This window comes from Dysgonomonas hofstadii (assembly GCF_014196915.1).
In the GTDB taxonomy this organism is placed as follows: Bacteria; Bacteroidota; Bacteroidia; order Bacteroidales; family Dysgonomonadaceae; genus Dysgonomonas; species Dysgonomonas hofstadii.
The window spans coordinates 58,103-74,220 of the sequence record NZ_JACIEP010000001.1; the positions used below are offsets into that span (position 1 = coordinate 58,103).

At 41.6% G+C, this 16,118-nt stretch carries 8 protein-coding genes; all 8 read left to right on the top strand.

Going from position 1 to position 16,118, the window contains the following annotated elements; all coding sequences use genetic code 11:
* The first annotated feature begins 7 nt into the window (after positions 1-7).
* Complete coding sequence (locus tag GGR21_RS00250; protein ID WP_183305142.1) at positions 8-2,170, top strand: alpha-N-acetylglucosaminidase; 2,163 nt, start codon at positions 8-10, stop codon at positions 2,168-2,170.
* A 5-nt stretch (positions 2,171-2,175) separates the two neighbouring features.
* Positions 2,176-3,930 (top strand): DUF4091 domain-containing protein, encoded by a 1,755-nt coding sequence (locus GGR21_RS00255; RefSeq protein WP_183305143.1) that lies wholly within the window; start codon positions 2,176-2,178, stop codon positions 3,928-3,930.
* A 43-nt stretch (positions 3,931-3,973) separates the two neighbouring features.
* A complete protein-coding gene (locus GGR21_RS00260) occupies positions 3,974-5,398 on the top strand; it encodes a Gfo/Idh/MocA family oxidoreductase (RefSeq protein ID WP_183305144.1) in 1,425 nt (474 codons plus the stop codon).
* A 15-nt stretch (positions 5,399-5,413) separates the two neighbouring features.
* Positions 5,414-7,750, top strand: coding sequence for a beta-galactosidase (locus GGR21_RS00265; protein ID WP_183305145.1), 2,337 nt, complete (start codon positions 5,414-5,416; stop codon positions 7,748-7,750).
* A gap of 549 nt (positions 7,751-8,299) precedes the next feature.
* The gene (locus GGR21_RS00270) at positions 8,300-11,455 is read left to right on the top strand and encodes a SusC/RagA family TonB-linked outer membrane protein (protein WP_183305456.1); all 3,156 of its coding nucleotides are present in this window, start codon (positions 8,300-8,302) and stop codon (positions 11,453-11,455) included.
* Positions 11,456-11,475: 20 nt separating this feature from the next.
* Positions 11,476-13,344: a RagB/SusD family nutrient uptake outer membrane protein gene (locus GGR21_RS00275; protein WP_183305146.1), complete on the top strand. Its 1,869-nt coding sequence runs from the start codon at positions 11,476-11,478 to the stop codon at positions 13,342-13,344.
* A 42-nt stretch (positions 13,345-13,386) separates the two neighbouring features.
* Positions 13,387-14,787 (top strand): IPT/TIG domain-containing protein, encoded by a 1,401-nt coding sequence (locus tag GGR21_RS00280; RefSeq protein ID WP_183305147.1) that lies wholly within the window; start codon positions 13,387-13,389, stop codon positions 14,785-14,787.
* A 23-nt stretch (positions 14,788-14,810) separates the two neighbouring features.
* Positions 14,811-16,112: an NHL domain-containing protein gene (locus GGR21_RS00285; RefSeq protein WP_183305148.1), complete on the top strand. Its 1,302-nt coding sequence runs from the start codon at positions 14,811-14,813 to the stop codon at positions 16,110-16,112.
* The last annotated feature ends 6 nt before the right edge of the window (positions 16,113-16,118 follow it).

Sequence of the window (16,118 nt, forward strand, 5' to 3'; positions counted from 1 at the left end):
GAATGAAATGAAAAAAAAGTGTTTATTGTTAGTACTGACTCTGATACCAGTACTAATGTTTTCGAATCCGGTTTTGGGTTTATTGGAGCGCATTGATAAAGGTGCCTCTAAGAAATTTAAGATCGAAGTAACCGAATCTGCTGATAATAAAGATTATTTCGAACTTGACCAGACCGGAGACAAGGTCGTGGTCAGGGGTAATAACTACATCAGTATTGCCACAGGGATCAACTGGTACCTTAAATATTATGCCAATATCCATCTGTCGTGGAATGGTATGACCGTTAAGCTCCCCAAGAAACTTCCTGTAGTGAACAGAAAAGAACACAGGGAAACGGATCACCATATCCGTTACTATCTCAATTACTGTACCTTTTCTTACTCGATGTCTTTTTGGGACTGGGAACGATGGCAGAAGGAGATAGACTGGATGGCATTGCATGGAATCAATCTACCCTTATCCATAACGGGAACAGAAGCCGTATGGGTAAACGTTCTCGATAAACTGGGATATACAAAAGATGAAATTAATAAGTTCATTGCAGGATCGGGATTCCTCGCATGGTGGCAGATGAATAATCTCGAAGGATGGGGTGGCCCTAACACTGATCAGTGGTATGCGCAACAGGTAGAACTCCAGAAAAAGATAATAAAGAGATATAAAGAATACGGCATGGAGCCTGTGTATCCCGGTTATGCTGGGATGCTACCAAGCAATGCAAAGGAGAAACTTGGACTTAATGTGTCTGATCCGGGATATTGGGGCGAATTCAAACGACCGTCTTTCCTGCAACCTACCGATCCTCGTTTTGCCGAAATAGCTGAACTCTACTACACTGAACTGGAGAAGTTATTCGGAAAAGCCCAATATTATGCGATAGATCCTTTCCATGAAGGAGGAAGTATAGAAGGTGTGGATCTGGATTTAGCAGGTAAATCCATTATGAACGCCATGAAGAAAGCTAGTCCCAATGCCGTATGGGTTGCACAGGCATGGCAGGCTAACCCGCGTCCTGCAATGGTCAATAATCTGAATAAAGGCGATCTGCTCGTCCTCGATCTGTATAGTGATTGTCGACCAATGTGGGGGCCTGAATGGTCTACATGGTACCGTTCACAAGGATATGGCAAGCACGAATGGATATATTGTATGCTTCTCAACTTTGGTGGACGTACGGGCCTTTATGGGAAAATGCAACCTGTAATAGATGGATATTACGATGCACAGTTGCATAGGAGTGGCAATACGCTGAAAGGCATAGGTGCTACAATGGAAGCCATAGAAAATAATCCTGTCATGTTCGAACTGCTATTCGAATTACCCTGGCGAGAAGATCGGTTTACTAAAGAATCGTGGCTGGCGGATTACACCAAAGCACGTTACGGAAAATCGAACCAATATATAAATAATGCATGGAACATACTTAGCAACACTGTTTATAACTTCCCTATAGAATCTGTACAGGAAGGTACTACCGAAAGCGTATTCGCGGCCTGTCCTAAACTGGATATTACTAATGTATCCTGTTGTTCGTCGACACAACCTATCTATAATACAGATTCTGTACGAATAGCTGCCGCACAAATGTTGAAAACAGCAGATCAGTACAAAGGGAATAATAATTTCGAGTATGATCTTATCGATATAGTTCGTCAAACAATAGCCAACAGAGCATATTACCTGCAAAAAGATGTAACAGTGGCGTACAAAGAAGGTAACAAAAAGAATTTTATCCGATTGAAAAACGAGTTTCTCACACTGATGCTTGTTCAGGACAGCTTGCTGGAAACACGCTCCGAATTTATGGTTGGCGCATGGGTAAACCAGGCTAAGAAAATAGCGAAAACAGATGCTGAACGAAAACTATATGAATGGAATGCCCGTACCCAGATCACTGTATGGGGATCGCGCATTAGTGCTGAAAGCGGACTGAATGATTATGCATACAAAGAATGGTCGGGTATCCTTCGTGATTATTACTATACACGCTGGGATGCATTCTTCAACTATCTGGAAGAGAAACTGGATGGGAAGAATCCGAAAGAAATAGATTTCTATCTGATCTCTGAACAATGGACAAATAATAACAATCCATATCCGGATTCTCCTCAGGCCGATCCTATAGAGCGGGCGAAAGATTTGTACTATCGTTATGTGCACAACAAATAAACATTATGAAGAAATTTTTAAGTTTTCTACTACTATTAAGTATAATTCTGACATCTTGCGAAAAGCCCCGTCCGGCTTTGAATTGTGAAACATATATTGAAGCTACCGATCCCGATACAACAGATTACAGTGCCGAGTGGAGCAAAGTAAACGGCCTGAACATTTCTTTTGGCAGTATCAACAAAAGGTATCCCAAAGCACAGGTACCTGATGTTCCGCAATCGCAGGTATGGAAAGGAAGCGGTTGGAAAGGCGAGCGCATTGCTGCTATGTTGGTACTGTGGACAGATGAAAATGTGGAACAGGTTGAATGTGAATTCTCTGATTTCAAAAATGAGAATGGCTCCGTATTAAAATCTTCCACCGCTAATGCGCAATTTATAAAATATGTCATTACAGATTCGTATGGAGATGGATGTGCCCCTCGCGAACATTTACGGCCGTCATTAGTCGCAGATGCGCTCGACACTGTCAAATGTTTCAATATCGAAGCGAGAACTACTCGTCCTGTGTGGCTTAGTTTCGATATACCTGACGATGCCAAGACCGGGACTTATACAGGTACAGTCAATGTTTATGCCCGTGATAAAAAGACAACAAAATTGAACGTTTTCATTGATGTATTACCTCATACCCTCCCAAAACCTGAAAGTTGGAAATTCCATCTGGATTTATGGCAGCATCCTTCTGCTATCGCCCGTATACATAATGTTCCGGCCTGGTCGGAGGAACATTGGAAACTAATGGAAAAACCTATGAGTATGTTGGCTAGCACAGGACAAAAGGTTATTACCACAACATTGAATAAAGATCCGTGGAATGTGCAGACATTCGATGCGTATGCAGACATGATTCTCTGGACGAAAAAGAAAGATAGTTCATGGGAATACAATTATGCTATATTCGACCGCTGGGTAGAGATGATGATGGAACTGGGTGTGAAAGATATGATCAACTGTTATTCGATGGCTCCGTGGAACAATGAACTTCATTATTTTGATGAGATCCAAAACAAGAAAATCACAGTAAACCCTGTTCCCGGCTCAAAAGAATTTAAAGAAGTATGGTCTCCGTTCCTTAAAGATTTCTGTAAACACCTGAAAGAAAAAGGTTGGTTGGATATCACAAATATAGCCATGGACGAACGTTCACCGGAAATTATGAAAGCTACGATGGGATTATTGAAAGAAGCTGCGCCAGAACTGGGCGTTGCTTTGGCCGATAATCACAAAAGCTATAAACAATATCCCTACCTGAAAGACATTTGTGTAGAATACGGAGCAACTTTTGAAGCTGCAGATCTGCAATACCGTAAACAAAACGGGCTGATCAGTACCTATTATGTTTATTGCGGTACAAAATTTCCTAATGTGTTTACATTCTCCGATCCGGCCGAAGCGGTGTATATATCATGGTTCTCGATAGCCAATGACTATGATGGGTTCTTACGTTGGGCTTATAATTCGTGGCCGGAAAACCCGTTGCTGGATTCCCGCTACAAAACCTGGTCTGCAGGCGATACTTACATCATATATCCGGGAGGACGTAGTTCTATCCGTTTCGAACGCTTGAAAGAAGGTATACAGGATGCGGAAAAAATCCGGATATTAAGAGATAAGTTCGAAGATGAAGGTAATTCTGAAAAACTGGATTTATTAAATAATGAACTTTCTAAATTCAAGATTATCGGAGAACCAGCCGAACCTTGTACGCAAATGGTGGATAATGCCAAAAAGATGCTCGAAAAACTGAGCAGATAAAAGAATAACTGACAATTTTACATAATCTGAAAAACAAACAAAAATGAGTATCAATCGTCGTAATTTCCTGAAAGGATCATTATTTGGAACCGGAGCCGCTTTATCTGCTTTTGCCGGAGCCACTTCTTACGAAGATGTGGAGAGGTCAATCAAAAACGGCTTGCAACACGGGTCGTCAAAGAAACCGCTTTTCAACATGTGCGGTTATGCCGCACCTAAAATTCCTGTCGTAAGAATCGGTTATATCGGTCTGGGTTCGAGAGGTAGCTGGGCTGTGAACAGGATGCTGAATATAAAAGATATTGAAGTCACAGCTTTATGTGATGTAAACGAAAACGCTGTAAAAAAGAGTCAGCAAACATTAAGCAATTTCAAGAAACAACCTGCAAAAGAGTATTTCGGAGATGAATATGCATGGAAAAAATTGTGCGAGCAGGAAGATATAGACCTCATATATATAGTCACACCGTGGAAATGGCATGTACCAATGGCTTTATACGCTATGGAATGCGGAAAGCATGTAGCTGTAGAAGTTCCTGCCGCAACTACAATGGAAGATTGCTGGAAACTGGTAGAAGCCTCGGAGCGAACAAAGAAGCACTGTATGCAACTCGAAAACTGCTGTTACGACTTCTTCGAAATCCTGACGATCAATATGGTACAAAAAGGACTTTTCGGAGAAGTAATGCACGGGGAGGGCGCATATATTCACGATTTGCTGGGAAGTCTGTTCGGAGAACCTGATTATCCGGGTTGGAGATGGGATGAAAACCACAAGAGTGGAAATCCATATCCAACCCACGGACTGGGACCTATCTGCTGGGCAATGAATATCAACCGGGGAGACAAGATGGAATATCTCACATCTATGTCAACAAACGATTTTATGATGCAGGCCTTTGCACAAGAGCAGGCTCAAAAACATGATTATTACAAACCGATGGCCAAGATGAAATATCGCGGAAATATGAATACCTCTGTCATCCGTACTAATAAAGGCAAAACTATAATGCTCCAGCATGATGTCACCAGTCCGCGTCCATATAGCCGAATTCATGTATTGAGTGGAACGAAGGCTTTTGCGCAGAAATATCCTGAATCTGGTAAAATAGCATTCGGGCACGAATTTATAGGTAGCGATAAAATGAAGGAGCTGGAAGAACAATACACGCCCGAAGTGGTCAAACATATCTCTGATATAGCGAAAGTTATTGGCGGGCACGGAGGCATGGATTTTATTATGGACTGGCGTATGATCGATTGCCTGCGCAATGGCCTTCCTCTCGACATGGATGTGTATGATGCTGCTTTATGGTCTTGTATTACTCCGTTAAGTATCCGTTCTGCTGCTAACCGCTCCAATTCGGTCGATGTGCCCGATTTCACAAGGGGAGCATGGAAAAATAATCTTCCTGTCGATCTGACTCTCAGAGGTGGAGGGGATACAGGTATAATCAAAAAAATATAATATATAATGGTAATTATGAAATCAATAAAAATATTATCGGTAATCAGCTTGTTCCTTTTGCTCAGTCTGAATCTTTTTTGTGACCAAGGTAAAGGCTCATTTGAGATAGGGCAGAAATCTTTTCTGTTGAATGGTAAACCTTTTATTATAAAGGCAGCGGAAATACATTACGCGCGCATTCCGGCAGAATATTGGGAGCACCGAATAAAAATGTGCAAGGCTTTAGGCATGAATACAATATGTATTTATGCATTTTGGAATTATCATGAACAAACTCCGGGAGATTTTGACTTTTCGGGGCAAAAAGATATTGCGGAATTTTGCAGGCTAGTAAAAAAACATGACATGTATATTATTGTGCGCCCCGGACCTTATGCTTGTGCCGAATGGGAAATGGGCGGACTACCCTGGTGGTTACTTAAAAAACACGATATTAAAGTCCGCTCTGACGATCCTTACTTCCTCGAAAGATGTAGTTTGTATTTAAAAGAATTAGGTAAGCAGCTTGCAGGTATGCAGATCACCCGTGGAGGAAATGTTATTATGGTTCAGGTGGAAAATGAATATGGCGCCTACAATACTGACAAAGAATATGTGGCTGATATACGTGATATGGTGAAAAACGCGGGTTTTACCGATGTACCGCTCTTCCAGTGCGACTGGGCGTCTAATTTCAGGAATAACGGATTAGATGATCTGCTTTGGACTATAAACTTCGGTACGGGAGCAAATATACAGGAACAGTTCAAAGAATTGCAAGAAGTCAGACCCAATTCACCTCTTATGTGTAGTGAATTCTGGAGCGGATGGTTCGATCATTGGGGACGTGCTCATGAAACACGTGACGCCACCACAATGATAGCAGGGCTGAAAGAAATGCTGGATAATAATATATCATTTAGTCTGTATATGGCTCATGGTGGAACTACTTTCGGACATTGGGGAGGAGCCAACAGCCCGGCATACTCGGCTATGTGCAGTTCTTATGATTATGATGCCCCTATCAGTGAGGCTGGGTGGGTAACACCTAAATACCATGCACTCCGTGAGATGCTATCCGGTTATCTCGATAAAGATGAAGTGTTACCCGAGATACCTGATGCCATGCCTATAATAGAAATTCCCGAGATCAGGTTTACCGAATCGGCTATGGTATTCGACAATCTCCCGAAAGCCGTGAAGAGCAAAGAAGTGAAGCCGATGGAAGACCTCGATCAGGGTTGGGGAAGTATCCTGTACCGGACATCTTTACCTGTAATAAAGGAAGAAACAACTCTGGTTATCACAGAACCGCATGACTGGGCACAGATATTTATTGATGGCAAGCTCATTACCCGTCTGGACAGGCGAAAAGGGCAGAATTCTGTAAAATTGCCAATAACGAATGCTACATCACGATTAGATATTCTGATTGAGGCCATGGGACGGGTTAATTTTGATGAAGCTATCCACGACAGGAAAGGTATAACCGAAAGGGTAGAATTAGTAAATGAAAAAGGTACTAACTTATTAAATAACTGGGAAATATTCAGCCTGCCTGTGGATTATTCTTTTGTAAAAAATAAACAGTTCACTAAAAACACCCGGCCTCAATCTTTGCCTGCATATTACAGAGCGACATTTAATCTCGGAAAAGCAGGAGATGTCTTTTTCGATATGCGCACATGGGGCAAAGGTATGGTATGGGTAAACGGTAAGGCGATAGGACGTTTTTGGGAGATCGGCCCGCAGCAAACTTTGTTCATGCCCGGATGTTGGCTCAAAGAAGGCGAAAACGAGATAATCGTCCTTGATCTGAAAGGTCCGAAAGATCTTGTTGTAAAGGGACTTACATATCCTATTTTGGATATGCTCCGACCAGAAGAATCGTTAACCCACCGGAAAGATGGTGAAACACTTAATCTTTCCAATGAAACTCCTGTTTACAACGGAACATTCTCCGCCGGAAACGGATGGAAAGAGATAAATTTCGGTAAAATCACTGAAGCACGCTATATATGCATTGAAGCATTGAATTCCTATAATGGAGATAGCAATGCCGCCATAGCTGAATTATATATTACAGGAGCAGATGGAAAACATTTTTCACGCCAGGCATGGAAAATAGTATATGCCGACAGCGAAGAAATAAAAGCCGGAAACCACTCGGCCGATAAAGTATTCGATCTACAGGAATCTACTTACTGGAGTACTAAACAAGAAGATAAGTTTCCGCATTATATAATTATCGATCTGGGAAAGTTAGAAAAGATAAAAGGTCTTAAACTTCTTCCTAGAATGGAAAAAGAAGTACCTGGTCTTATTAAGGATTATAGTATTTATGTGAAAAAAAATCTTTTCAATATTAAATAGCAAATCAGAAGTGCTGTACAAAGAAAAGTACAGCACTTTTTCAAAAGAATTATACTATTATTCTCAAAAAAGTGAGTAGTTATTTTTATTTACATCGTATTAATAATATATAAAACTTAAAAGCGAATAAGAAAGATTATATTAACCTGATTATTAACCTTAAAATCAAGACTTATGAGATGAAAGCCAGAACGGATGCCCCGATAATAGTGCTAGTGTTATCCGGTGTGAATCTTTAATTTATTTTTTTGGATGTATAATAATTTATTAAAACATAATACCCTTATGAAAAACATATCATCATAGCATTAAGCCCGGATTTATCTATTCCATATAAAGATTTTATAGATAAAAATACCCAAAAAAAGTTTTAAGCCTAAAAATAGTATATGTGTTAATCTAATGTTAGCACATACCTGACTTATAGTGATATGTAATATCACTACAGGATATCCCCATTATTAACCAGGCTGGTTAAGTTTCTCTATAAATTCCTATTAATGAACAATTTAAAACAATACCGAAGTGATAAATACAAATTATTTTACTATGAATTTCATGTCGGCCTTTTTCTGTCGGAAAAAGCATTCATGGGACAGAAGTAGGAAGTTATTTCTTTTTCTTCTGTTCTCAATTGCGTTTTTAAATGTAGAAAATCTACATGCCCAGACCGACCACATCAATGGGCAGGTACTAGATCAGGACGGAGCTCCGTTAATAGGTGTTACGGTAGCGGTAAAAGACAAAAACACCGGAGTTTTCACAGACGAAGCAGGTCTTTTTTCAATCAGAGCGGTTAATGGAGATATTCTCATATTCACTATGATATCCATGAAAACAACTGAGGTGAAAGTTGAGAAAGGCAAACCTATCAGAATCATTATGAAACCGGACGAAGCTACTTTAGAAGAAGTGGTAGTCGTAGGTTACGGAAAACAAAAGAAAGTAACCATTACAGGTTCTGTTTCATCTATCGATATGGATGATATAAAAGTTCCTGTGGCAAACCTGAGTAATGCCCTTCAGGGAAGAGTCGCTGGTATTATTTCAGTTCAGTCAAGCGGCGAACCAGGATATGACAACTCCACTTTCACAATCCGTGGTATCGGAACATTTACCGGGAATACCTCTCCCTTGGTAATAGTCGACGGTGTACAACGGGATGATGTAAATAGTACATACGGAGGCGCGTACAACAACATTGATCCGGAGGATATACAAAGCATTTCCCTCTTAAAAGATGCCTCGGCCACTGCTGTATACGGAGCGAAAGGAGCAAACGGTGTATTGATTATCAACACCAAGCGCGGGCAAGCCGGAAAACCCCGTATCTCATTCAAGGTAGAGACAGGACTTACCAGTTTTACAATAAAGCCTAAAATCCTTGACGGAGTGAACTACATGAAACTCTATAATGAAGGGCGCAGAAACATGGGACTGGAAGAAACATATTCACAGGAACAAATAATGAAAACCGCCAGTGGGCTGGATCCTTATTTGTATCCTAACGTTAATTGGATGAATGAGATATACAAGAATAATTCATCTATCACAAATGTCAACCTCAACATAAACGGGGGTGGCGAAGCTGTCCGCTACTATTTGTCCGCCTCATTCTATAACCAGACAGGCCCTTATAAGGTGAAAAACGAGAACGGTTTTAATCCGAATCTCGATTATAAGCGCTACGATTTCAGAAGTAATGTCGATGTAAACCTTACACCTTCCACCTTGCTGCAAATGAATATTGCCGCCATGCTTGTAGACTCACGCTATCCGGGAATATCGGCAGGGAACTTATGGTATCTGGCATATTCTACCAGTCCGGTAGCCTATCCTGTGAGATATCCTGATGGGAGATGGGCTGGTCCTACGGCAAACGCAGGGAACAATCCTAAAAACGAAGTACAGAACAACGGTTATACAACAGAATTCAATCCTTCTGTGCAATCAGTATTCACCCTCAACCAAAAACTGGATTTTATAACTGAAGGTCTGACCTCATACGCCCGTTTCTCGTTCGATAGTTATAGTCAATTCTATAACAAGAGAACAGGAGGAGTTGACCTGTGGCGTGCAACCGGACGAGATGGTGATGGAAACCTTATTTTCGGGAATCCGGTAAAAGAGGGGCAGCAGTTCTTAGGCTATGAACAAAGTTCCACCGGAGAGCGTGTAACTTACCTGGAAGCAAATCTGGCTTACGACAGGGCTTTTGATCGTCACAGGATAGGAGCCATGTTACTGTACAATATGCGAAACAGGCTTGTTAGTACAGCCGGAGATGTTATAGGTTCTATCCCGTTCCGCAATCAGGTGGTAGCAGGACGTTTGAGTTATGTATTCGACGACAAATATATGACAGAGTTTAATGCATCTTATACTGGTTCTGAGAATTTCGCAAAAGGAAATAAATTCGGATTCTTCCCGGCAGTGTCGGCGGGATGGCTTGTTTCCAACGAAAAATTCTTCGAACCTATCAATAAAACCATTAACCTCTTAAAGATACGAGCTTCTTATGGAGTTGTAGGGAACGATAACATCGCAAACAATGTCAGATTTGCCTACCTTACCCAGATTGGAGGAGGTAATAAAACAGGTTTCGGTTTGAGCGGAACAAACTACTGGGGGATTAAAAGTAATGTATTAGGCGTAGAAGACCTTACATGGGAGAAATCATACAAAACCAATATAGGACTCGAGCTCGGATTTTTCGACAAAGTAAACCTGACAATGGACATCTTCAAGGAAAGGAGAAAACAAATCCTGATCGAAAGGGCATCATTGCCGGGAATGGCCGGGTTTGACACGCGCATCTACGCCAATATGGGAGAAATGGATAATAACGGTTTTGATGCCAATCTTGAATATAATGATCAGATAGGAAAAGTCGGAATCAGAGTATATGGAAATATCACTTACAGCAAAAATAAAATAGTGTATCAGGACGAACCGACACAAAGATATGGCTATATGAGTGCTACAGGGAGAAGAGCCGGCGAATACATCGGTTATATAGACCAGGGACTTTTTGTCGATCAGGATGACATTGACTCCCATCCTCCTCAGTTCGGGGTTACGGTACGTCCGGGAGATATTAAATATATGAATCTGAATCCGAATGATGATGCGATAATAGATACATACGACAGAACCTATCTCGGAAAATCATGGTTCCCGACATGGTCCTATGGAGCAGGGTTTAACCTCAGATATATGAATTTTGATCTGTCTCTGTTTTTCCAGGGTATAGCTGATGTAGGCATCATGGCTAACGGATCAGGATTCAGTGCAGGAGACTGGGGTGTAGCAGGAGCTGGTGTATTACCATTCTCTGGAAATGGACAATATCCTAACAACGTGCTCGAAAATATGCTGGACAGGTGGACAGAAGAAAATCCCCGCCAGGATGCGTATTATCCAAGACTAAGTTATAATAGTAAACTGGAAGATAATAACTATGTATCAAGTACCCGCTGGCTTAAGGATGGTAGTTATCTCCGTTTGAAACAGGCATCATTTGGATATACGCTGGATCATCCATCGATAAGGAAAGCGGGATTATCCTACCTCTATTTCTATGTATCGGGGCAGAACCTGCTTACATTCTCAAAATTCAAGTTATGGGACCCTGAACTCGGTTCGAACGGAGCAAAATACCCATTGACACGGATGATCACTTTTGGTATCAGAGCGCAATTTTAATTATCTAATTCCGAAATAAAATGAAACACAAAATAAAAAATATTATCAATTCAGTTTTTATACTGATTAGCTTCCTGTTTATACATACAGGATGTGACTATCTGGATAAAGAGCCTGATAATATCCGTACATTCGATATGATATGGGAGACAAGGGCTGATGCCGAAGCATATCTGTACAATATATACGGGTATATATGGGTTACACTGGATGACTTTTCCACATTAGGGGTAAGTGATGAAACCTCAGTGCCTTACGGAAATGTTAATGCCCGGAAAATAATAGAAGGAAACTGGAATGCCTCGAGCGGAATATTCGATAACTGGAGTACTTGTTATAAAGGAATCAGGGAGTCTTTAGTATTTGAAGCGAATATTGACAGGGTTCCTTCAAGTATACTCAGCGATAAACTGAAAGTACAATATAAGGCCGAATCGAAATTCCTCCGCGGATGGTTCTATTGGAAGTTGTTACAACAATATGGTCCCTTTGTAATAATTACTCAACCGATGGGTATGAGCGACGACTACGACATATATACAAGAAGCCCTTTCGACGACTGTGTTACACATATATGCAACCTGATGGATGAGGCCGCCGGAGTCCTTCCTGACGAATGGGCATCGTCGGCTAATTATGGAAGACCATCAAAGGGTTCTTGTCTGGCTGTGAAATCTCAGGTTCTATTATTAGCAGCTAGTGAGCTCTGGAATGGAAATACCCGGTTTGCAAACTTTAAAAACCATGATGGAACGCCATTAGCTCCTGCATCATACGATCCTGAGAAATGGAAACAGGCAGCAGATGCGGCCAAAGATGTGATAGATATGAACATTCATAAACTATTCACCAATCTGGATGAAGGGGATGTCGATTTTGATCCGTATTTATCTTACCGGAATGTATTCCTTACTAATTGGAATAAAGAGATACTATTCTCTACCAATATATCCGATTCATGGCAATGGGGACACGAGAAACGTTGTGCCCCGAATCCGGGTGGATATAATATGCAGAACGCCACACAGAATATTGTAGATGCGTTTTATACCCGTAACGGAAAAGATATTTATGACGATGCGTCTTATATGGAAACGGGTTTTGCCACAGTTGACGATCCTGCCAGATACGGCTTCGAGCAAGATCAGGTAAACAGAGGGTATAGTAAAGGCGAATGGAATATGTACGTTAACCGCGAGCCCCGTTTTTATGTGAACATCCAGTATAATGGGCGTCCGGTACTTCCTGCACCATCTGTCGATGATAAGAATTTCTTTTCGTCAGATGCTAACAAAGACGGCCGTGGCAGAGCAGAATTCTATGCTACCGGATTGTCGGGCGCTAAGACAAATAATATGCCGGATGTTACAGGGTATTGTGTACTGAAGAGAGTCAGCCCCGAAACAAATATCAGGATTGACAAAGCTTCTTACAGGCCTTTCATCCAGATACGCTACGCAGAGATATTGCTCAATTATGTGGAAGCCCTGAACGAATATAACCCGAACGATCCCGATATCAAAACATATCTGAATGAAGTAAGAACCCGTGCGGGTATTCCGGGAATAGAAGTCGCTTACCCTGCTGCTCTCGGTAAAAAAGAAGAAATGAGGAAATGGATAATCAGGGAAAGACAGATAGAACTGGCTTTCGAAAGCGACAGGTACTGGACTTTGTGCCGGCGATTGTTATACGAACTACCGGAAAACCGTACTATTCAACGGATGAATGTGAATGCTGACGACGGCGGACAAAGATTCTCTTTCGAAGGATTTTATACACGCCAGAGAATGCCGGACAGGTATTGGAGTAATAAAATGTATCTCTTCCCGGTTTCCCAATACGAACTGGATAGGGGTAAAGGATTAGTACAAAATCCTGGTTGGTAACTGTAATAATCAATATGAAACCATTTAATCTGATTATGAATTATGTCAAAAATAAGAATAATATATCTGGCAATAGCCTTGTTTAGCTTTGCGTCACTTACCACTAGTTGTGATGATGATGACGAAATACAAAGCGTTACGGGAATATCTGAATTTTCTCCATTACAGGGTGGATACGGCACGAATGTATTGATCTCGGGAGAGAATTTTCCGATCGATGCGTCCAGAGTATCCGTAACCATAAATGAAATAGATATCCCTATACTGAGGTCTAATGAAGAACAGCTACTAGTTGAAATTCCTAAAAATAAAGAGATAGGAAGCGCTCCGCTGGTTATAACAATAGACGGGCAAAGTTTTACTACTTTATCAAAATTCTCCTATATGAGAACCCGTACAGTAAGCTCCCTTGCCGGAACAGGTGAAAGGGGCTATCAGGACGGGCCTGGAAATGAGGCTATGTTTTCATTTACTACCGACTGGGGTGAAACCCGCAGAGGCGGAATAGATGTGGATGACGAACTGAATGTATACGTAAGTGACGCTGCCAACCAATGTATCCGTAAAATTGCTCCCGATGGTACAGTAACAACAGTTGCAGGACAGGGTCCTGTCGAAATTACTGATTGGGGACTTAACTGGAGACACGAAAACGATGGTAAAGGTTCGTACAATGCACAGATCAGGCCAACAGACGTAAAAGTGGATAGTAAAGGCAATATGTATGTAACCGACGATTATGTCGGAGGTGTGGTAATGTTTGAACCTGACGGAAAAGCTCATTATCTTGGATGGGGAGGGGGAATCAATTGTATAGCTGTTGACGAAGCCAATAACACCCTGTATCTGAATGATCATAATGCCGGAATTATTTATACCTCCGCTATGGATAATTACGGCCCATCTCCAGCGGCTATAGAAAAAATTATATCAGGTGTACAATGGTCTGCCGGAATGGTAGTCGATAAAAGGAACGGAGATCTATACCTCGTATATCATGATGCCAATCAGATACTCAAATACAAAAGAGGAGATTGGGAGAATCCTACTGTAGTAGCAGGGAGTGGACAGGAAGGTTATGCCGACGGGACTGCTATGAGTGCACAATTCTATTATCCATGGGGTATCGCTATGGATAGTGATGGCAATCTGTATGTGGGTGGAAATGGACATAGTACGGGGACTTCCAGCGCTTTGGATCAGAGTATACGCTTTATCGATTACAATACAGGATATGTTACGACTTTCGCAGGCGGACAATACGCCGGATTCACTAACGGCGAATTTGCGATACCATCCTATGCGGGGATCAACAATACAATCTCGGGAAATTCATCACCAGTACGCTTTAGCGCTCCTACGGGGGTTGCCGTTGACAAAAACGGGACGGTATATGTACTGGACAGGGCAAATAACGTAGTGCGTAAGATCGAGACTGAATAGTTTAATTTAAATAAAACAGTATTATGAAGATTAAAAATATAATTACAGGTTTACTGGCAGGTTGTTTGATTTTAAGCTGTTTGCTGACGAGCTGTAAAGATGATAATGACGATACTCCGTCTACACTGGTAGTCAACAAATTCTACCCTACCAGTGGTGGTGCAGGGACGGAAATCTTAATAACAGGTAAAAATTTCACGGATGATACATCCCGGGTATCTGTCATGGTAGGCGAAACCCCTCTGAAAATAATAGGATCTAACAGTACTGGCATAATGGTAGTTGTACCCAGAAAGTTGGGGTCAGGTCTGTTGCATGTAAAAATAGGTGATCAGGAAACAACAAGTGTGGAAGAGTTTACCTATACTTTCTCTGCAACCGTGACGACTTTGGCCGGAAACGGAAAACCAGGATATGTAGACGGAGAAGGAACTGAAGCCCAGTTTTACCTGCAGGATACAGTCAGCAACTGGAGAAAAGGATCTATTTGTGTAGATCTTGAAGATAACATTTATGTAGGAGATGCAGGCAACAATTGTATCAGAAAGATTACACCCGATGGAAAAGTAACCACTCTGGCCGGAAGACAAGGTAATTACGGACATGCTGATGGTACAGGAACTGCTGCACGTTTTCAGGAAATGTATGGGATGGATTGCGATTCTGAAGGGAATATATATGTTAGTGACCTGGGCAACCCGCAGACCATCAGAAAAGTTACATCCGAGGGTGTTGTCACAACTATAAAAGATAATATCTGGCCATACCCGTGGTATCTTGCCGTGGATAAAAGAAATGGTAATATATACACCGCTAATCCCGAAAAGGGGGGTATTTATCAGTTGAAGCCGGATGGTACAATGACACACATTATACAAAATGTTTCAATAGCCGGTTTGGTTGTCGATCCTCAGGGAAATCTGTTTGCTATCGATTTTGATACGAACCAGATTGTTAAATATGAAGCCGACACATGGAGTAGAAGCACAATTGCCGGAAGTGAATATGGCTATGAAGACGGACCGACAGGCAATGCGAAATTTGCAAAACCATGGGGAATGGCTCTCGATGGTGATGGGAATATATATGTTGCCGGAAACGGAATCTGGGACGGAGGAGATAATCCGGATCAAAGTATCCGGATCGTCGATATGAAATCGGGAGTAGTCCGCACTGTAGCCGGAAGCGCACAAAAAGGCTATGTCGATGCCAACGGCTCGTCTGCGGCATTCAACGCTCCGCTGGATCTTGCGATAAACAAAGATGGTATTATCTATGTCTTTGACAGAAAGAATAATGCGATCAGGAGAATAATGTACGAGTAATATTGT

Excerpts from the sequence above, each read along its gene's own strand:
- GGR21_RS00250 (WP_183305142.1), top strand. The coding sequence starts at position 8 with ATGAAAAAAAAGTGTTTATTGTTAGTACTGACTCTGATACCAGTACTA.
- GGR21_RS00255 (WP_183305143.1), top strand. The coding sequence starts at position 2,176 with ATGAAGAAATTTTTAAGTTTTCTACTACTATTAAGTATAATTCTGACA.
- GGR21_RS00260 (WP_183305144.1), top strand. The coding sequence starts at position 3,974 with ATGAGTATCAATCGTCGTAATTTCCTGAAAGGATCATTATTTGGAACC.
- GGR21_RS00265 (WP_183305145.1), top strand. The coding sequence starts at position 5,414 with ATGAAATCAATAAAAATATTATCGGTAATCAGCTTGTTCCTTTTGCTC.
- GGR21_RS00270 (WP_183305456.1), top strand. The coding sequence starts at position 8,300 with ATGAATTTCATGTCGGCCTTTTTCTGTCGGAAAAAGCATTCATGGGAC.
- GGR21_RS00275 (WP_183305146.1), top strand. The coding sequence starts at position 11,476 with ATGAAACACAAAATAAAAAATATTATCAATTCAGTTTTTATACTGATT.
- GGR21_RS00280 (WP_183305147.1), top strand. The coding sequence starts at position 13,387 with ATGTCAAAAATAAGAATAATATATCTGGCAATAGCCTTGTTTAGCTTT.
- GGR21_RS00285 (WP_183305148.1), top strand. The coding sequence starts at position 14,811 with ATGAAGATTAAAAATATAATTACAGGTTTACTGGCAGGTTGTTTGATT.